The organism is Verrucosispora sp. NA02020 (assembly GCF_013364215.1).
Classification (GTDB): domain Bacteria; phylum Actinomycetota; class Actinomycetes; order Mycobacteriales; family Micromonosporaceae; genus Micromonospora.
Genome location: NZ_CP054923.1, coordinates 5,680,473 through 5,698,142, shown reverse-complemented (window position 1 = coordinate 5,698,142; position 17,670 = coordinate 5,680,473). Strand labels below are relative to the sequence as shown.

The window sequence follows — 17,670 nt, the reverse complement described above, 5'->3', positions numbered from 1 at the left end:
TCGGCGCAGCGGGAAGACGTCGATGCGGACGCACCTGGGGAGGAGCGACGGATGACGCGTGCCGGACTGACCATCGGTGTGCTCGGCTCGTACGGTGGGCGCAACCTCGGTGACGAGGCCATCCTCACCGGCCTGCTGGCCGACCTGCGCGAACAGGAGCCGAACGCCCGGATCATCGTCTTCTCACGGAACCCGGCGCACACCGCGTTGGCGCATCCGGATGTCGAGGCGGTGCCGTGGGAGGGGGTCAGCCGGACCGACTCCGCCCTCGTGCTCTCCCAGCTCGACCTGCTGATCCTGGGCGGCGGCGGCATCCTCTACGACAAGGAGGCCCGCCGCTACCTCCGCGTGGTGCGGGTCGCCCAGGAACGCGGCCTGCCACTGCTGACGTACGCGGTGGGGGTGGGCCCGCTCAGCGAGATGGTGGACACCGGCATGGTCCGGGAGACGCTGGCCGGCGCCACCCAGGTCACCGTCCGCGACCAGGAGTCGCGGATGGTGCTGGAGGAGGCCGGCCTGCTCAACCCGATCACGGTCACCGCCGACCCGGCGTTCCTGCTGGAACCGGAGGACTTCCCGGCGGCACTGCTGCGCGAGGAGGGCGTGCCGGCGGGCAAGCGGCTGGTCGGGATGAGCGTACGGGAGCCCGGCCGCGCCGCCGAACGGCTCGACGTCGACGGGTACCACCGGCTGCTGGCCCAGATCGGCGACTTCCTGGTGCACCGGATCGACGCGCACGTGCTCTTCGTCCCGATGGAGCGCGACGACATCCGGCACTCGCACGGCGTGCTCTCGCACATGACCGCCGCCGAACGTGGACGCATCCTGCACGGCACCTACTCGCCGCAACAGGTCCTCGGGCTGATGCGCCACTTCGACCTCGCCGTCGGCATGCGACTGCACTTCCTGATCTTCGCCGCGATGATGGGTACGCCGTTCCTGCCCCTGCCGTACGCCGGAAAGGTCTTCGACCTGGCCCAGCGACTCGGGGTGCCGGCGCTGCGCGGCGTGGAGCGGGAGGTGGAGGGGCCGCTGCTGGCCGAGGTCGACCAGCTCTGGGACGAACGTGACCAGCGGCGGGAGACCACCGCGCAGCGGGTCGCCCAGGTCTGTGAGGAGGCCCGGGGCACCTCGCGGGTCACCCGGGCGGTGCTGGAGAGCCTGCGCGCCCGGTCCCTGGTCGAGGTCGGCGCCTGACCGTCCGGTGGGCGGGCCGCGTCGTGTGCCGGGTGGGTCAGACGGCCGGGCCTCGCCAGCAGTAGCGCCACTGCTGACTCTTGGCGTCGACCGACTCCAGTTCGTAGATGTCCGCTCCGGCCAGGCCGGCCGAGCCCAGGTGGTGGTGGGTCAGCGGGGGACGGCCGTTGGGGTCCAGCTCGACGGTGACCTGCTGTCCGTCCGCCTCGCCACCTACCAGCGGGATCTCAACCGAGGATGCCATGCGCCCATCCTGCCCCGCCCGCCGTCGCCGCGCAGCGGATAGCCGCCCGCGCAGCGGACAGCCCGGGGCGTGCGGGACAGTCGGCGGGTCGGAACGGGACTAATCTCCCCTCATGGCGGAGATCGCGATAGACCCGACGCTCGGTCCGGTCGTCAACCGGGTGGCCGGCGAACGGGACGTCCTCGAATCGTTCCTCGACTTCCACCGGGCGGTGCTGCTGCGCAAGCTGCGGGGCCTCTCCGACCCCGACGCGGCCCGTCGGCTGCTGCCCTCGGCCACCACGATCGCCGGGCTGGTCAGACACCTCACCGAGATCGAACGCAACTGGTTCCACATCCTGCTCGACCCGGCGCCGGGCGAGGTGTTCCCCACCTCGGAGGAGGCGGCGCTGGCCAGCTTCACCCTGGACGAGGGCGACACGGTGGAGAGCCTGGCCGCCGACTACGAGCGGACCTGTGACCGGTCGCGGGAGATCGCCGCCCGCTTCGACCTGGACCACGTGGTGCCGCAACCGCAGCTCGGTGAGGTGTCGCTGCGCTGGATCCTGGTGCACATGATCGAGGAGACCGCCCGGCATGTCGGGCACGCCGACATCCTCCGGGAACTCACCGACGGCACCACCGGCGCACTCTGACCGGCGTTCTCATACCGGCGTTCTCGAACGGGCGCACGTTGACCGGCGCACGTTGACGGGCGCCGAGGGGCGGTCGTCAGGGGAGGGGAAGCAGCCCCGGCGGGTACTCCATGCCGTCGTGGGTGCAGGCGGCGGCGGCCACCCCGGCCGCGTACCCGGCGGCCTCTGCCCAGGTCGCGCCGCGTGAGCGGGCCGCGACGACCCCGGCGGCGAAGGCGTCCCCGGCACCGTTGGTGTCGACCACCGGGCCGGGCGGCACTGCGGCCGGCACCCGGTGCACGCGGCCGCCGAGGTGCAACTCCGCGCCGTCCGCGCCCCGCGTCACCAGCACCGGGCCCGGCGCGAACGTGGCGGCTGTCCCCGCCGCCCGGTCGCCCAGCGCCGCGCCGCTGACCAGGACCAGCTCGGCGATCTCGGCGAAGGGCCGGTGATAGGGGTTGCGCCCGTCCCAGTCGTGCAGGTCGGTGGAGCTGCTCACCCCCTCGGCGAGTACGTCGGCGAGGTCGGGCAGCAGGTCCCGGACCCAACCCATGATCGACAGGTGGACGTGGGTGGCGTCCTCGACCAGTGCCGCCACCCGCTCGGTCGGGAAGGGCGCGGGACCGTCCGAGTCGCGGGGGTCGTACAGCGCCATCCGGTGTCCGGCGGGGTCGACCAGGTTCACCGAGCGGCGGGTGCCGGCGGGGTCCTCGGCCAGCGTGGCGTGTACGCCGGTCCGGGCCAGCGCGGCGCGCACCACGTCCCCGGCCGGGTCGGCACCGATCGTGTCGATCACCGCCACCCGCAGCCCGAGCGCGTGGGCGGCGAGCAGCACCCCGGCACCCGTGTTGCCGATCCGCAGGTCGATCGGGTCGACGGTGACCGAGTCGACCACCGGCAGCGGCAATCCGGGCACCCGCACCCGTACGTCGACACCGAGTCCACCGATCACCAGAAGGTCGTACATGGCGTCGACGGTAGACGTCGGGTGGCGCCTAAGCTGTCCCGGTTGTTAGCAGGGGACCCTTGCTCTACCGGAGGCGTTAGCAGGGGACCCCTCCTTACTCGGCGAGGGGGCGTGCGTGCTGGTCGTGCACGGGGTGTGGCTGCCCGGTCGCGGCTTCGCCGTCTGGGCCGAGGACAGCACCCGAGAGCCGGAGGCGCCGCGCCGACCGGGGCGGGCACCCCGCGACCGGCCGCACCCGTTCGCCGCCGACCACGCCGCGTTGACCACCGTCATGGGCGAGGCCGCCGAGCCGGCCGACCTCGGCACGGTGCTGTTGAGCCTGCCCACCCGGGGCGGCTCGCCGATGGACTCGCCGGAACTGGTCCGGACCACCGTCGTGGCACCGCCCCGGGGCCGGGTCGCCCTGGCCGGATGGCGGGTGCCGGTCCTCGCGTACGGCCCGGACGCCACGCTGGCGCTGCTGCGCGGCATCGACCGCGTGTCCGCCGTACCGGGTGCCGCCCTGCGACACCTGGCCGAGGTGGCCGCCTTCGCCGTCGACCTGGCCGGTCGGGGCCGGGTCCTGCCCGGCCTCGCCGCCCCGACGTCCGCCGCCCCGCAGGCCCTCCACCCGAACAGCCAGGCCCACCGGATGCCGCACCAGCACCGGCAAGCCCACCAGCCCGACCAGCCCGACCAGGCCCACCAGCCCCAGCAGACCCGACGACGGTCCACCGCCCGGACCGGGTCGACGGCGGTCGGTGGCGGGCGACCGGAGGACGGCGTACCCGCGCGTGCGGTGTGGCGTCCGCTGCTGACCGGTACCGACGCGGCCTGGGCGCGGTCGTTGGCGTTGGCGCTGCCGCCGGTCGCCCGCGCGGTGGTCGAGGCGGACCTGCCCGCCCTTCCGGCGCCCGGCAGCGCCGTCCGTCGCACCGCACGCCGGCCGGGCGGATCGGCGCGCACCACCCGGCGTGGAAGTGAAGAGGGGTCCCCTGCTCTACCGGAGGCGTTATCAGGGGGCCCTTCCTTACATCCGGCCTTACATCCGGGTGGGGTGGTGGGGGACGCGCTGGATGTGCTGACCGATGCGGCGGTGCGCGCGGCCCTGCCGGAGACCGCACTGGCCCGAGGCGTACGCCCCGGCGCGGCGGTGGCGTCCTGGCTCGGCGCGCTGACCGGGCCGCACCGCGAGTTCACGGCCGACGCGGCAGCGCTGGACGTTCTCCGGTCCGAGCTGGACGCCTGGCAGCGGGACGCGGCGGGCGGGGCGGTACGGGCGAGCTTCCGGCTGGTGGAGCCGTCGACCGAGGAGGTGCCTGGCCCGGTGACGGTGGTGCCGCTCGACCTGGACGCGGCGGTGGGGGACCCGGGCAGGTGGCGGGTGGAGTTCGGTCTGCGGGCGGCCGACGAGTCGGGTCTGCACGTCGACGCCGGTCAGGTGTGGCGCGGCGAGGGCGGCACCGTCGCCGGGGCGCATCCGCAGGAGACGATGCTGGCCGAGCTGGGCCGGGCCAGCCGCCTCTGGCCGGAGCTGGACACGGCGTTGCGGACCGCCACCCCGGAGGCGCTGGAACTGGACGCCGACGGGGCGCACCGGTTCCTGCGCGAGGGCGCGCCGATGCTGCACGCCGCCGGTTTCACGGTGCTGCTGCCGTCCTGGTGGCAGCGCCCGGCGTCGCGGCTGGGCGCCCGCCTGCGGGCCGGGTCGCGGGCCGCGCCCGGCACGGTCAGCGGCCCGACCGACCGGGTCGGGTTGGACGCCCTGGTGGACTACCGCTGGGAGGTGGCGCTCGGGGACCAGCCGCTGACCGAGGAGGAGTTGGCCCGGCTGGCCGAGGTGAAGACGCCGCTGGTGCGGTTGCGCGGCCAGTGGGTCGAGCTGGATCCGAAGCGGCTCGCCGCCGGTCTGCGCCTGTTGCGGTCCACCGGCGAACTGACCGTCGCCGACCTGCTGCGGCTGGGGCTCGCCGACGGTACGCAACCGGACGCCCTGCCGGTGCTGGAGGTGACCGCCGACGGGGCGTTGGGTGACCTGCTCGCCGGGTCGGTGGAGCGTCGGCTCACGCCACTGGACCCGCCGCCGTCGTTCCACGGCACGCTGCGGCCGTACCAGCGGCGGGGGCTGGCCTGGCTGGCGTTCCTCCAGTCGCTCGGGCTGGGCGGGGTGCTCGCCGACGACATGGGGCTGGGCAAGACGGTGCAGTTGCTGGCGCTGCTGGCCGGTGATCCGGCCGGGTCCGGGCCGACGCTGCTGGTCTGTCCGATGTCGCTGGTCGGCAACTGGCAGCGGGAGGCCGCCCGGTTCGCCCCGGAGCTGCGCGTCCACGTGCACCACGGCGCGCAGCGGGCCCGGGGCGACGACGTCGGTGCCGCCGCGCAGGAGGCCGACCTGGTGCTCACCACGTACTCGGTGGCGGCGCGGGACGCGGTGGACCTGGCCGGGGTGGACTGGCACCGGGTGGTGCTGGACGAGGCGCAGGCGATCAAGAACGCCGCCACCCGGCAGGCCGAGGCGGTGCGGTTGCTGCCCGCCCGGCACCGGCTGGCGGTCACCGGTACGCCGGTGGAGAACCGGCTGGCCGACCTCTGGTCCATCATGCAGTTCGCCAATCCGGGGCTGCTCGGCCCGGCCGCGACCTTCCGGAAGCGGTTCGCCGAGCCGATCGAGCGGCACGGCGACGCCGACACCGCCGAGCGGCTGCGCCGGATCACCGGCCCGTTCGTGCTGCGCCGACTCAAGACCGACGCCTCGATCATCTCGGACCTGCCGGAGAAGCTGGAGATGGAGGTCGTCTGCAACCTCACCGCCGAGCAGGCGGCGCTCTATCGGGTGGTGGTCGACGACATGCTGGCCCGGATCGAGTCCTCCGAGGGCATCGAGCGGCGGGGGCTGGTGCTGGCCACGATGACCCGGCTCAAGCAGGTCTGCAACCATCCGGCGCAGTTGCTGCGCGACGGTTCCCCGTTGGACGGACGCTCCGGCAAGCTGGCCCGGTTGACGGAGATCCTCGACGAGGTCCTGGCGGCGGGGGAGAAGGCGCTGCTGTTCACCCAGTACGCCGAGTTCGGCGGGATGCTGCGCGGCCACCTGGCGGCCCGGTTCGGCCGGGAGGTGCTGTTCCTGCACGGCGGGGTCGGCAAGGCCGACCGGGACGAGATGGTGGCCCGCTTCCAGTCCGACGACGGGCCCGCGCTGTTCGTGCTCTCCCTCAAGGCCGGTGGGACGGGACTGACGCTGACCGCCGCCAACCACGTGGTGCACGTCGACCGGTGGTGGAATCCGGCGGTGGAGGACCAGGCCACCGACCGGGCGTTCCGGATCGGGCAGCGCCGCCGGGTCCAGGTCCGTAAGTTCGTCTGCGCCGGCACGGTGGAGGAGAAGGTCGCCGCGCTGATCGCCGAGAAGCGCGGCCTGGCCGCGTCGGTCGTCGGCACCGGCGAGCAGTGGATCACCGAGCTCTCCACCACCCAGTTGCGGGAGCTGTTCGCGCTGGAGGCCGGGGCGGTGGCCGAGTGACCGAGGGCCGGTTCGCCGAGTACGGTCCGCCGCGCCGGGTCGACGGCGGGCTGCGTGCCCGCAGCACCCGGGGTGCCATCGGGGTGTCCTGGTGGTCGCGGCGGTTCGTGGAGGTGCTGGAGTCGTTCGCGCTCGGCACCCGGCTGACCCGGGGCCGGGCGTACGCGCGCGCCGGCCAGGTGGTACGCCTCGACGTCCACCCCGGACGCGTGGACGCGGTGGTGCAGGGTTCACGACCCCGGCCGTACCAGGTCCGGGTCGCGTTGCCACCGTTCCCGGCCGACCTCTGGACACGGATCGAGACGGAGCTGGCCGCCCAGGCGTTCTTCAGCGCCCGGCTGCTCGCCGGTGACCTGCCGGCCGAGTTGGAGGAACTGCTCGCCACGCTCGGCGCACCGCTGTTCCCCGCCACGGTGACCGACCTCGAGCAGCACTGCTCCTGCCCGGACGCGGCGGTGCCCTGCAAACACCTCGCGGCCACGTTCTATCTGCTGGCCGAGGCGTTCGACGCGGATCCGTTCGCCCTGCTGCACTGGCGGGGCCGCAGCCGGTCCGACCTGCTCGCCCGACTACGCGAGCTGCGCGGCACCCCGAACGGGCGGGAGCTGCGCAGTCCACCGAGCGGGCGCGAGGTGCACGGCACCCCGAACGTCCACGTCGGTGATCCGGCCGTGGCGACCGGCGCCGCCCCACGAGCAGGCGACCCGACAGCACCCGGTCCGTCGTCGCCGGACGGTGCTGCCGACCGGTCGTCCGGCGGCGACGTGGCTCTTCCGGCGGCCGGTGCGGCACGTGTCCTCACCGACCTGCCGGCTCCGCCGCTCGCCGAGACGGTCGACCGGTTCTGGTTGCCACCGGTGCCGCTGCCGGACCGCCCACCGAGCCTGGCGAGCCGCCCCGACCTGCTGTTGCGGCAGCTCGGAGCGCCCGCGCCGGCGATCGGCGGACCGGGTCTGGCCGAGCGTCTGCGCCAGGCGTACCGGCAGCTCGGCGAGTGAGTGGACCGGTGGTCAGACCCAGCGGTGGCGGTACCGCCACATCAGGGCGGTGTTGACGACCAGCAGGACGGCGTACACCGCCCCGGCCAGCCGGCCGGCGAGTACGGTCGTGGCCGGCAGGGCCGCCCACAACACGATGGTCATCAACAGCAGCATCCGGCCGCGTCGCATCCGGGATCGGTTGTCGAGCCGGGCGAAGAACGCCGGATCGCTCTCCCGGAGATTGCGGGTGATCTGCTCGAAACGGCGCTGGTCCTCTTTGCTGAGCATGTGCCTTCCCCTCACGCGTTCAGCAACGGCGCGGCGGATTACCCCTGCGGCGACGGCTCACGCTCTCCTGCTGGTCCTACTTTGGCCGGTCGCCCGTCCGCACCGACCGGGAGTGCGGCCGGACAGCGCCGCCAGCGCGGCCGGAGAGCGCCAGCAGCAGGGCCGGACGGCGGCGGGAGCGCGACCGGACGCCTGAGCACTGCCTTACGCACGCCTTAAATCTGCCTGTGGGGTCGAACCGGTCCGCCGTCGACCGGGCGGGTGGGATTGTCACCTACGGTAGGCGGCTCGTGTCGTCCGCGCTGCTCGCGTGGTGCGTACCCGGGTGACCGGTGCGGTAGGCGACCTCCGCTCGCGTTGAGCGTTGCCTTAAGTCGCCCCGGGCGGGCGGGACGGCCCGTCTTGTCGGGTCAGATGCCGCTGACTACCTTGCCGGGGCAACCCCCTCCGGCAGCAGTCGTCGCACCTCACCACCCCCGCTCGGCCGTGAGCGCGACGCTGGGTAGAAACGGGAACGGTGTATGGCCGACCAGCATGTGCCACCCCGCCGCGACGAGCGCGGACAGGACCCCCGTCCGTACCCCCGTTCCCGGCAGCCCCACCCGCACTCTCGACCACACCCACACCAGACCACCCCACACCCACACCCGCCCAACCCACACCAGGCCACCCCGTACCCCCGACCTCAGCCGCACCCGGTCGAGCCCTACCCGCACGACGGCCGCCCGCAGTGGATCGGGCCGGACGGGCACGGGGTACCGCCGATGCCGGTGGGCGGACCGCCCGATCTGGACGGTGACGACGACGGCGGTCGCCGCGTCGGTCGCCGTCGGGCGCTCGCGGCGCTGGGCGGTACCGCCGCCGTGGTCGCCGGTGGCGCGGCCCTGGCGATGACGCCGCAGGTGCGTGGCCTCTTCGGCGGCGGCGCAGCGGTGGCCGGCGACGCCACCGGGACCACCACGACCGACGGTACGCCGGCACGTCCCAGCGGGCAGCGGCCGAGTACGGTCCGCACCTACACCGAGCAGAACGAGAGCTACATGGGCTCCCGCGCCGGTGAGGTGCTCAAGAAGAACGCCCCCAAGGGTGGTCGGGTCCACTCCGGCCCGGCGCAGGCCGCGGCGGAGACCAAGGTGACCGTCAAGACGGTGCTCAGCAAGGACCCGGCGGTGCACCTGGCCCGCCGGCTGACCTTCGGACCGACCGCCGCCGTGCTCGCCGAGATCAAGCAGCGCGGCATCGACGGCTGGGTGCGCTGGCAGTTGGAGCCGGAGAAAATCGCCCCGACCCGGGCGGAACTCAAGCTCGCCGAACTGCCCACCCTGAACCTCTCCGTCAAGGAACTGCGCGAGCAGCGGGACCAGCTCAACGAGCGGGGCGCCCAACCGGAGCGGGAGATGGTGGACGCCACCGTCGCCCGGCAGATCTGGTCGGACCGCCAGCTCTTCGAGGTGATGGTCGACTTCTGGAACGACTTCCTGCACGTCGCGGCCGAGTTCGACGGCGGCGAGGTGTACCGCAACTCGTTCGACCGGGACGTGGTCCGCAAGCACGCGCTGGGCAGCTACCCGCAGATGCTGCTGGCCGCCAACCGGCACCCGGCCCTGCTGCTCTATCTCAACCAGGTGGACTCCCGGGCGGACGCGGTCAACGAGAACCTGGCCCGGGAGAACCTGGAGCTGTACTCGGTCGGTGTCGACGGCGGCTACACCGAGGCCGACGTCCGCCAGGCCGCGCTGCTCCAGACCGGCCGGGGCGTCCAGGACGGCGCGTACGTCTTCCGTCCCGACCGCCACTACGTCGGCAAGGTCAAGATCCTTGGTTTCCGGCACGCCAACGACTCGGCGGACCCGAAGCGGGCCGAGGCGGCGATCGACGCGTACCTCACCCACATCGCGTTGCACCCGTCCACCGCGAAGTACGTGGCACAGAACCTGGCCGTCCGGTTCGTCTCGGACACCCCGCCGAAGTCCCTGGTGGACCGGCTGGCCAAGACGTACAGCGCGAACAAGGGCCAGATCAAGCCGGTGCTGATGACGCTCTTCAGCTCCTCGGAGTTCTGGGCGGCGGTGGGGCAGAAGGTGCGCCGCCCACTGGAGTACCTGGTCGCCACCTACCGCACCCTCGGCGTCTCCCCGGACGCGGCACCGCGCCACGACAACGGCGACAACCGCCGCACCCCGTACGCGCGAGGTCTGCGGCAGATCTCCGACAAGCTGCGCGAGCTGGGCCACCACCCGATGGGTCAGCCCACCCCGGACGGCTACCCGGACGTCTACGTGGCCTGGACGTCGGCGGGCACGATGGTCAACGGCTGGAACGAGGCGAACGAACTGCTCGCCGCCAACCGTACCGTGTTCACCTACACCCGGCCGGAGAAGCTGGTGACCGACCCGCCCGCCACCGCCGGGGCGTACGTGGACGCGCTGGCCCGACGGCTGGTCCGGCAGAAGCTGTCCGACCGGGAACGGGCGCTGATCCTCGACGTGGCCGGGGTCTCCGCCGGCACGAGGGTCGACGCGAACTTCGACGGGGCGATCACCGCCGTCGCGCGGGCGATCCTCGCCTCCCCCCAGCACCACCTCCGCTGAGGCCCCGATGGAGGAGCCCGTGTACTCGTACCACCTGCACCCGGAATGCCCCGACGTGCGGCGACTCGCCGACAACCCGGCCGAGGCCCTGCTGCGGGCCGAGGCCGACGTGGTGGCCGCCGAGAACGCCGCCGAGGCGGACCGCTACCGGCGGCTGGAGGAGTTGGAGGAGGCCCAGCAGGACGGGCGCGGGGTGACCCGGCGGACCTTCGTCGCCGGTGCCGCCGCCACCGCCACCGCCCTGGCCACCGCCCAGTTCGTCACCACCTCGGCGTCCTTCGCGGCCACCAAGACCGGCACGCTGGTGCACGTCTTCCTCTACGGCGGCCTGGACGGGCTCAGCCTGGTCGCGCCGAACGACGATCCGGTGCTCGACCGGGCCCGCCCGGACCTGCTGCTGCCCGACGACTCGTTGGCGCTCGGCCGGGGCTTCAAGCTGACCAGCGCGTTCCGGCCGCTGGAGCCGTGGTTGCGCGCCGGGAAGCTCGGTTTCGTCCCGGGCGTCTCCGACGAGCGCCTGTCCCGCAGCCACTTCCAGGCCGCCGACGCCTGCAACCTCGGCGGACTGCCCGGTGAGACCGGCGGCCGGGGCTGGCTGGACAGCCTGGTCGACGCGCTCGGCAAGGGCACCGCGTTCCGCAGCGTCGGTGTCGGCAGCACGCTGCCCCGGTCGCTGGTCGGCAACAACGGCGCCATCTCGCTCAACAGTGTCGGCTCGTTGCGCCTCGCCGGTGACGAGCGATACCGGGAGGCCACCGAGAAGGCGATCCGGGGCCTGTTCACCGGCATCAACCACCCGGTCGAGGAGGCGGTGCGCTCCGGGCTGGGCGCGCTGTCCACCGCGCGCCGGCTCTCCGCCGAGCCCTACCGGCCGGCCGAGGGGGTGGAGTACCGGGGCGTCGGCTTCGCCTTCCAGCAGCTCGCGCAGCTCATCAAGGGCGGCGCGAACGTCCGGGTGGCCACCGTCGGCATGGGCGGGTACGACACCCACGAGAACCAGGGCACCGGCGAGGGCGGGCAGCTCTATCGGCGGCTCAACGAACTGGCCGCCGCGCTGGCCGCGTTCTTCACCGACCTCGGTGCCGCCGCCGACGACGTGACCGTCATGGTGTCCAGCGAGTTCGGGCGGCGGGTCGCCTCCAACAGCGGCGGCACCGACCACGGCCACGGCGGCGTGGTGACCATCCTGTCCGGCCGCACACTCGCCGGTCCGCTGCTCGGCACCTGGAACGGATTGAACGCCCTCGACTCCGGAGACGTCCCCGAGTACAACAACATGTTCAACGTCTACGGCTCGGTGGCCCAGGGCCGGTTCGGGCTCACCAACGCGGAGGTGGACAAGATCTTCCCCCGGATGAAGTACGCCCCGATGAAGCTGTACGCGTGACCCACCACGCGTACGCCGACCGTCGGTCCGGGTCGCGGACCCACGCCGACGGTCGTCCGCCCGCGCCTCCTCCGCTGCCCGTGGCGGCCCGGCGCGGGCCCGCCGGCCGGCGGTTGCTGACCGGGTTGTTCCTGGTCGGCCTGGTCGCCAGCGTGCTGCCCTGGTGGCTCGACACCCCGGCCGGCTCGCTCACCGACGCCACCGCGACGACCACCGCCGCCGGCCAGATCACCGGCCTGCTCGCCGGTTACCTGCTGCTCGTGCAGGTGCTGATGATGAGCCGGTTGCCGGTGCTGGAACGGGTGGTCGGCGGCGAGCGGATCGCGGCGTGGCACCGGGACCTCGGGGTCACCCTGCTGGTCGCGGTGCTCGCGCACACCGCCTTCATCCTGGTCGGCTACGGCGGCCTGACCGGCCGCTCGCCGTGGGACCAGGCCGGGGTGATGCTGCGCGAATACCAGGACTTGGTCTCCGCGTTCGCCGCCGCCGGTCTGCTGGTGCTGGTCGGGTTGACCAGCGTCCGGGCGGTACGCCGGGCGTTGCCCTACGAGCTGTGGCACGCCACCCACCTGGCCGGGTACGCGGTCCTGCTGCTCGGCTTCGCGCACCAGTTCAGCAACGGCACCCAGTTGTTCCGTCCCGGCCCGGTCCGCACCGGCTGGATCGTCTGCTACGGACTGGTGGTCGCCGCCCTGGTGTGGGGGCGGCTGGTCGGGCCGCTGACGGTCAACCTGCGGCACCGGCTGCGGGTCGCCGACGTGGTGGCGGAGAGCCCGGACACCGTCTCGATCTATCTGACCGGCGTGCGGCTGGACCGGCTGGCCCTGCTCGGCGGCCAGTTCTTCCGTTGGCGTTTCCTGACCCGGGGCTGCTGGTGGCAGTCGCACCCGTTCTCGGTCTCCGCCGCCGCCAACGGCCGCTGGCTGCGGCTCACCGTCAAGGTGGTCGGCGCGTACACCGGGGACCTGCGCGACCTCGAACCCGGCGTACGGGTCTGGGCGGTGGGACCGTCGGGCACCTTCACCGCCGCGCACCGGGTCCGCGACCGCGCGCTGCTGATCGCCGGTGGCAGCGGCATCACCCCGCTGCGGGCGATGCTGGAGGAGTTGCCGCCCGGCGCGGCGCTGATCTACCGGGCCCGTACCCCGGCCGACGTGCTGCTGCACCGGGAGCTGGACTGGCTGGCGCAGGCCCGGGGCGTACGGATCTGGTATGTCGTCGGCTCCCGGAACGACCCCGGCCCACGCCAGGTGATGTCGCCGGACGGGTTGCGCCGGCTCGTGCCGGACGTGGCCCGGCGCGACGTCTACCTCTGCGGCCCGCCGGGCCTGGTCGAGCAGAGCCGACGGCTGCTGCGCCGGATCGGCGTGCCCCGCCGGCAGATCCACGTCGGCACCTTCGAGCTCTAGCAGAGGAGTACCGCCCCGATGCGTCGCGCGCTGTTCGCGATCACCGGCCTGGCCGCCAGCACCACCGCGATGGTGGTGCTCAAGGCCGCCCCGGGCACCGGTCAGGTCGCCCAGGAGCCACCCCCCGGCACGGCACCGACGACGGACGGGCCGACGCCGCCGGTGGACACCGAGGAGTCGCCGTCGGCGAGCCGCGAACCCCGCGCCACCCGGTCACCGAAACCCGCGCGCAGCACCGAGGCCCCGGCGCGCCGCACGGACTCGTCCGAGGCACCCCGGACCCCCTCGGCACCCCGCACCACCACCGCCGCGCCCCGGCCCGCCACCCGGACCGTCACCGGCCCGGTGGTCGGCAACGAGTACGGCAACGTGCAGGTGCGCATCACTCTCACCGGCAGCCGCATCACCGACGCGGTCGCGCTGGAACTGCCGGAGCGGACCGCCCAGTCCGAGCAGCGCAGCGACCTCGTCGACAGCCGGTACAGCGGCGTCGCGGGGCTGGTCGTCGCGCGGCAGAGCGCCGACCTGGACACCGTCTCCGGGGCGACCGCGACGAGCCAGTCCTACCGGCAGTCCCTGCAGGCCGCGATCGACCGGGCCCGCTGATGGCGGCCGGCACCGCGACCCGCCCCGGCCTGCGCCGGGTCGAACACGTCATGGGTACGCCGATCAGCCTGGACATCGCCGACGACCTGCCCGCCGCCGAGCTGACCCACCTCGCCGACGAGGTGTTCGGCTGGCTGCGCGAGGTGGACGCGCGATTCAGCACGTACCTCCCGGACAGCGAGGTGTGCCGCTTCGACCGGGGTGAGCTGCTGCTCTCCGAGGCGTCGGCGGACCTGCGCCGGGTGCTGGAACGCTGCGCCGACCTGTGGGGCGACACCGATGGGTTCTTCGACGCGTACGCCACCGGCGGGCTCGACCCGTCCGGGTACGTCAAGGGCTGGGCCGCCCAGGTGGCCTCGGACCGGCTGCTCGCCGCCGGTGCCGTCAACCACTGCGTGAACGCCGGTGGGGACGTGCGGGTACGCGGCCACTCGTCGACCGGACGACCGTGGCGGATCGGGGTGCGGCATCCGTGGGACCCGTCGGCGGTCTGCCTGGTGCTGACCGGCACCGACCTGGCGGTGGCCACCTCGGGGGTCTACGAGCGCGGCCACCACGTGCGTGACCCCCGGCGGGGCGCACCGGCGAAGGGCCTGCGGTCGGTGACCGTGGTCGGACACGACCTGGGGCTGGCCGACGCGTACTCGACTGCCGCCCTGGCCATGGGCGTGACCGGCATCGGCTGGGTGGACCGGCTGCCGGGGCACCGGCACGCGGTGGTCACCGAGGACGCCCGCTGCCTGCGCTCCACCGACCTGCCGCTGGCCGACTGACCGGTGCGGCAGACGATCAGGGCCAGCGGGCCGGCCGGTGCAGGATCGCCGGTCGGGAGCCGAGCGGCCGGGGACGTCCGGGGCGTGAACCCGGTGGTCGGGTGGCCGCCCAGCGTCGTCCGGGCCGGTGCCGGCGAGGCGGTTCGGCCCCGCCCTGGTGCTGCTCCGTGTGGTCGGTGGACATCGGATCCCCGCTCCCGGCGCGGGCGCGCCGTCGTGATGCTCAACGAGCACCGCCCGTCGGGCGTCGCTGTCGGGTACCGCACGGACTCCCCGGCCCGGCTCAGCGACCGCGTCGGGGCAGCAGCGGTCGGCTCTGCGACCGCGTCGGAGCCGCAGCGGTGGCTCAGCGACCGCGTCGGGGCAGCGGCAGGTGGCCGGGGACCAGCGCGGGGGTCAGCGTGACGCCGCTGGCCCGCAACTCGGCGACCAGGGTGTTCTGCACCAGGTACGAGTCGGGGAGCTGCCAGCGGGCCTGCTCCGGCGCGACCGCCCAGCGCACCGGCCCCTCGGGCAGCCGGGTGGGCGGTGCCGGCACCCACGAGCCGGGACCGTGCCGCACCACGTGGAAGCAGTGCTCCAGCTCGGGGCGGAGCGGATCACCGGGGCGGACCAGGAACATCCAGCGACCGGTCGGGGTGACCAGCACCGGTCCGCGTACGCCGGGGCCGACCGGGTGCGACCGGATCGCGTCGAGCATCCGTCGGCCCAGGTGGGCGGCGACCTCCAGCACGTCGAACGCGCGGCCGGTGGGCAGCAGGATGCCGTGCGGGCGGGACCGCCACCAGGTGGCCACCCGGGCCGGGTCGGCGCTGGCCGCGTGCTCCCAGTCCTCCAGCGCGGGGTGGCAGCCGACCGTCGGGCACCCGGCCCGGCCGCAGACGAAGCGGCTGCGCGCGAGGCAGGCGCCGGGGGTCACCTCCCAGCCGTGCAGCGCGTACCGCACCGCGACGCGGCGCAGCCGCACCCGCTCCAACGGCGACAGACGTGCCACGCTCGGTGCGACATTCCCCCACATTGGTGCCATCTCCCCTCGCCGGAACCGACCGGCACCAGCACATACGTCGAACAGCGTCACTGCCGTGGCCTGCGATCGTTTGTTTGACAAAGTGGCCTATGCAACTTGCACGAAAGTACGAGGATCGGCCGTACGGCTGACGCACAAGCAGTGCGACCAGCGGAAACCTGACGTACGGACGGATGGCCGCACCTGCGGATCAGCCCCCGGCTCCTGGCCAGGGCTCCAGCAGCAAGGGGAGGACCGGGGACATGGACGAACTGCCCATCGGGCGGCGGGTGGCCTACTGGCGCGGGCGACGCAAGATGTCGCAACAGGTCTTCGCCGACCGACTGGGTAAGTCCAAGAGCTGGGTCGACAAGATCGAGCGCGGCGTACGGCGGCTGGACAAGTTCTCGGTGCTCTACGAGATCGCCGACATCCTCCAGATCGACGTGCAGCTGCTGCTCGGCAAGGACCCGGAGCGGCGCACCGACACCATGAACTGCATCGACCAGGTCGAGGTCGAGGAGATCCGGGCCGCCCTGGAGCGGTACGACTCGATCAGCGCCTACTTCGACGCGAAGCCGGAACCGCCGCCACTGGTCGACATGGGCAAGGCCGTCACCCACGCCTGGCTCACCTACCAGTACGGCCGGTACGGCATGCTGACCCGGGCGCTGCCCAAGCTGCTGCGCGACGCCCAGGCGGCCGACGCCGCGTACGGCGGTGAACAGGCCCGACGCGCCGCGAACCTGCTCGGGCAGGTCTACCAGATCGCCTCCTCGGTGCTGCGCAAGCTGGGGGAGTGTGACCTGTCCTGGCTGGCCGCCGACCGCTCCATCGCGGTCGCCCAGCGCGCCGACGACCAACTGCTCGCCGGGATCGCCACCACCCGTGTCTGCAACGCCCTGCTCGCCATGGGACGCCCCCGCTCCGCGCTGGAACTGAACGTCCGCATCGCCGACCGGATCGCACCGGGCGGCGGCAACGACAGCAGAGCCGACCGGCTCTCGGTCTACGGGATGCTGCTGTTGCAGGGCGCGATGGCCGCCGCGCGTACCGGCGACACCTCCACCGTCGCGGACCTGCTCGACGGCGCCCGCGACGCCGCCCGCGAACTCGGCAGTGACCAGAACCACTACTGGACGTCGTTCGGGCCGACCAACGTCGAACTGCACCGCGCGGCGGCCGCCGTCGAACTGGGCGACGGCGGGCGGGCCGTGGAGATCCACCGCACCCGGATCGTCAACCTGCCGTTCGACGCCATGCTGCCCGAACGTCGCGCCCACCACCTGCTCGACCAGGCCCGCGCCTACTCCCAGATCGGCGACATGGCCAACGCCGGGGAGATGCTGCTGCGCGGCGACCGGCTGGCGCCGTCGGAGATCCGCTGCCGCCCGATCGCCCACGAGGTCATGTCCGAGGTCCTGCGTCGCACACGGGGTGCGCCGCCTTCTCCGATCGCGGAGTTGGCTGAGCACATGGGAGTAGGAGTATGAACTCGGAGCCGGCATGACCGGTTCGCACCGCCACGACGGGCACCAAGAGGTGCTCTACATCATCGCCTGCGGTTCGCCGTTGGCCCGAGACGTGGGCCGGCTCGTCGAGCTGGCCCAACAGGACGGCTGGGACGTCTGCGTGATCACCACGCCGGACGGCGCCAAGTTCGTCGACCGCACCGCGCTAGCCCGCACGACCGGCCACCCGGTGCGTACGCACTACAAGAACCCGGGGGACCCGGACGTCCTGCCGTCGGCCGACGCCATCATCGTCTGCCCGGCCACCGTCAACACGGTGAACAAATGGGTGGCCGGCATCGCCGACACCCTCGCCCTCGGGTTGCTGGTGGAGGCGCAGGGACGGGGCGTACCGCTGGTCGCCGTGCCGTACACCAACGCGGCGATGGCCGCCCATCCGGCCTTCCAGACCGGGATCGCCCGCCTGGCGGAGTGGGGGGTGACCGTGCTCTTCGGCGACGACGTCTTCCCCCTGCACCCGCCCGGGACCGGAGAACGCCACCAGCACGCCTTCCCCTGGGCCCTGCCGCTGACCGCCCTGCGCGACCAGCTCTGCCGGACCGGGTGACGTGAAAGGAAGGGCACCTTATTAACGCCTC

Annotated in this window: 15 protein-coding genes; 11 read left to right on the top strand and 4 right to left on the bottom strand. The window is 73.4% G+C overall.

Annotated features, from left to right (window positions below):
- Positions 1 to 51 precede the first annotated feature (51 nt).
- Positions 52 to 1,197 carry a polysaccharide pyruvyl transferase family protein gene (locus HUT12_RS25340; RefSeq protein ID WP_131055321.1) on the top strand — a complete coding sequence of 382 codons (1,146 nt, stop codon included), beginning with the start codon at positions 52 to 54 and terminating at the stop codon, positions 1,195 to 1,197.
- Positions 1,198 to 1,234: 37 nt separating this feature from the next.
- Here the strand turns inward: HUT12_RS25340 and HUT12_RS25335 are convergent, their stop codons facing one another.
- The gene (locus tag HUT12_RS25335; RefSeq protein ID WP_131055323.1) at positions 1,235 to 1,441 is read right to left on the bottom strand and encodes a hypothetical protein; all 207 of its coding nucleotides are present in this window, start codon (positions 1,439 to 1,441) and stop codon (positions 1,235 to 1,237) included.
- Between the two features lie 112 nt (positions 1,442 to 1,553).
- On the opposite strand from HUT12_RS25335, the gene HUT12_RS25330 reads away from it, so the two are divergent.
- Positions 1,554 to 2,075 carry a DinB family protein gene (locus HUT12_RS25330; RefSeq protein WP_131055324.1) on the top strand — a complete coding sequence of 174 codons (522 nt, stop codon included), beginning with the start codon at positions 1,554 to 1,556 and terminating at the stop codon, positions 2,073 to 2,075.
- Positions 2,076 to 2,151: 76 nt separating this feature from the next.
- On the opposite strand, the gene HUT12_RS25325 is transcribed toward HUT12_RS25330, so the two are convergent.
- Complete coding sequence (locus HUT12_RS25325) at positions 2,152 to 3,021, bottom strand: carbohydrate kinase family protein (RefSeq protein ID WP_176094983.1); 870 nt, start codon at positions 3,019 to 3,021, stop codon at positions 2,152 to 2,154.
- 115 nt (positions 3,022 to 3,136) lie between these two features.
- Between HUT12_RS25325 and HUT12_RS25320 the strand changes: the two genes are divergently transcribed.
- Both HUT12_RS25320 and HUT12_RS25315 read left to right on the top strand, forming a co-directional pair.
- Positions 3,137 to 6,520 (top strand): SNF2-related protein, encoded by a 3,384-nt coding sequence (locus HUT12_RS25320; RefSeq protein ID WP_176094982.1) that lies wholly within the window; start codon positions 3,137 to 3,139, stop codon positions 6,518 to 6,520.
- Positions 6,517 to 7,518, top strand: a complete 1,002-nt coding sequence (locus HUT12_RS25315; RefSeq protein WP_176094981.1) for an SWIM zinc finger family protein — start codon at positions 6,517 to 6,519, stop codon at positions 7,516 to 7,518. The genes HUT12_RS25320 and HUT12_RS25315 overlap by 4 nt, the downstream gene beginning before the upstream one ends.
- A gap of 12 nt (positions 7,519 to 7,530) precedes the next feature.
- Here HUT12_RS25315 and HUT12_RS25310 read toward each other — a convergent pair whose 3' ends face one another.
- Entirely contained in the window at positions 7,531 to 7,788 is a 258-nt protein-coding gene (locus HUT12_RS25310) for a DUF3040 domain-containing protein (RefSeq protein ID WP_131056949.1), read from the bottom strand.
- Between the two features lie 764 nt (positions 7,789 to 8,552).
- On the opposite strand from HUT12_RS25310, the gene HUT12_RS25305 reads away from it, so the two are divergent.
- From HUT12_RS25305 to HUT12_RS25285, 5 genes are read left to right on the top strand one after another with little or no spacing between them, the layout of a single operon-like run.
- Entirely contained in the window at positions 8,553 to 10,379 is a 1,827-nt protein-coding gene (locus HUT12_RS25305) for a DUF1800 domain-containing protein (protein ID WP_254876952.1), read from the top strand.
- 7 nt (positions 10,380 to 10,386) lie between these two features.
- Positions 10,387 to 11,766 carry a DUF1501 domain-containing protein gene (locus HUT12_RS25300; protein ID WP_176094979.1) on the top strand — a complete coding sequence of 460 codons (1,380 nt, stop codon included), beginning with the start codon at positions 10,387 to 10,389 and terminating at the stop codon, positions 11,764 to 11,766.
- The gene (locus HUT12_RS25295) at positions 11,763 to 13,175 is read left to right on the top strand and encodes a ferric reductase-like transmembrane domain-containing protein (RefSeq protein WP_176094978.1); all 1,413 of its coding nucleotides are present in this window, start codon (positions 11,763 to 11,765) and stop codon (positions 13,173 to 13,175) included. The genes HUT12_RS25300 and HUT12_RS25295 overlap by 4 nt, the downstream gene beginning before the upstream one ends.
- Positions 13,176 to 13,193: 18 nt before the next feature.
- On the top strand, positions 13,194 to 13,781 hold the full coding sequence (locus HUT12_RS25290) for an FMN-binding protein (RefSeq protein WP_176094977.1): 588 nt from the start codon (positions 13,194 to 13,196) through the stop codon (positions 13,779 to 13,781).
- Between the two features lie 50 nt (positions 13,782 to 13,831).
- Positions 13,832 to 14,554 (top strand): FAD:protein FMN transferase, encoded by a 723-nt coding sequence (locus HUT12_RS25285; RefSeq protein WP_131054471.1) that lies wholly within the window; start codon positions 13,832 to 13,834, stop codon positions 14,552 to 14,554.
- Positions 14,555 to 14,900: 346 nt separating this feature from the next.
- Here the strand turns inward: HUT12_RS25285 and HUT12_RS25280 are convergent, their stop codons facing one another.
- The gene (locus tag HUT12_RS25280; protein WP_131054467.1) at positions 14,901 to 15,572 is read right to left on the bottom strand and encodes a bifunctional DNA primase/polymerase; all 672 of its coding nucleotides are present in this window, start codon (positions 15,570 to 15,572) and stop codon (positions 14,901 to 14,903) included.
- A gap of 251 nt (positions 15,573 to 15,823) precedes the next feature.
- Between HUT12_RS25280 and HUT12_RS25275 the strand changes: the two genes are divergently transcribed.
- Positions 15,824 to 17,053: a helix-turn-helix domain-containing protein gene (locus tag HUT12_RS25275; RefSeq protein WP_131054466.1), complete on the top strand. Its 1,230-nt coding sequence runs from the start codon at positions 15,824 to 15,826 to the stop codon at positions 17,051 to 17,053.
- Between the two features lie 13 nt (positions 17,054 to 17,066).
- Positions 17,067 to 17,639: a flavoprotein gene (locus HUT12_RS25270; RefSeq protein WP_131054465.1), complete on the top strand. Its 573-nt coding sequence runs from the start codon at positions 17,067 to 17,069 to the stop codon at positions 17,637 to 17,639.
- Positions 17,640 to 17,670 lie beyond the last annotated feature (31 nt).

Excerpts from the sequence above, each read along its gene's own strand:
- HUT12_RS25340 (WP_131055321.1), top strand. The coding sequence starts at position 52 with ATGACGCGTGCCGGACTGACCATCGGTGTGCTCGGCTCGTACGGTGGG.
- HUT12_RS25335 (WP_131055323.1), bottom strand. The coding sequence starts at position 1,441 with ATGGCATCCTCGGTTGAGATCCCGCTGGTAGGTGGCGAGGCGGACGGA.
- HUT12_RS25330 (WP_131055324.1), top strand. The coding sequence starts at position 1,554 with ATGGCGGAGATCGCGATAGACCCGACGCTCGGTCCGGTCGTCAACCGG.
- HUT12_RS25325 (WP_176094983.1), bottom strand. The coding sequence starts at position 3,021 with ATGTACGACCTTCTGGTGATCGGTGGACTCGGTGTCGACGTACGGGTG.
- HUT12_RS25310 (WP_131056949.1), bottom strand. The coding sequence starts at position 7,788 with ATGCTCAGCAAAGAGGACCAGCGCCGTTTCGAGCAGATCACCCGCAAT.
- HUT12_RS25305 (WP_254876952.1), top strand. The coding sequence starts at position 8,553 with ATGCCGGTGGGCGGACCGCCCGATCTGGACGGTGACGACGACGGCGGT.
- HUT12_RS25300 (WP_176094979.1), top strand. The coding sequence starts at position 10,387 with ATGGAGGAGCCCGTGTACTCGTACCACCTGCACCCGGAATGCCCCGAC.
- HUT12_RS25290 (WP_176094977.1), top strand. The coding sequence starts at position 13,194 with ATGCGTCGCGCGCTGTTCGCGATCACCGGCCTGGCCGCCAGCACCACC.
- HUT12_RS25285 (WP_131054471.1), top strand. The coding sequence starts at position 13,832 with ATGGGTACGCCGATCAGCCTGGACATCGCCGACGACCTGCCCGCCGCC.
- HUT12_RS25280 (WP_131054467.1), bottom strand. The coding sequence starts at position 15,572 with ATGTGGGGGAATGTCGCACCGAGCGTGGCACGTCTGTCGCCGTTGGAG.
- HUT12_RS25275 (WP_131054466.1), top strand. The coding sequence starts at position 15,824 with ATGGACGAACTGCCCATCGGGCGGCGGGTGGCCTACTGGCGCGGGCGA.
- HUT12_RS25270 (WP_131054465.1), top strand. The coding sequence starts at position 17,067 with ATGACCGGTTCGCACCGCCACGACGGGCACCAAGAGGTGCTCTACATC.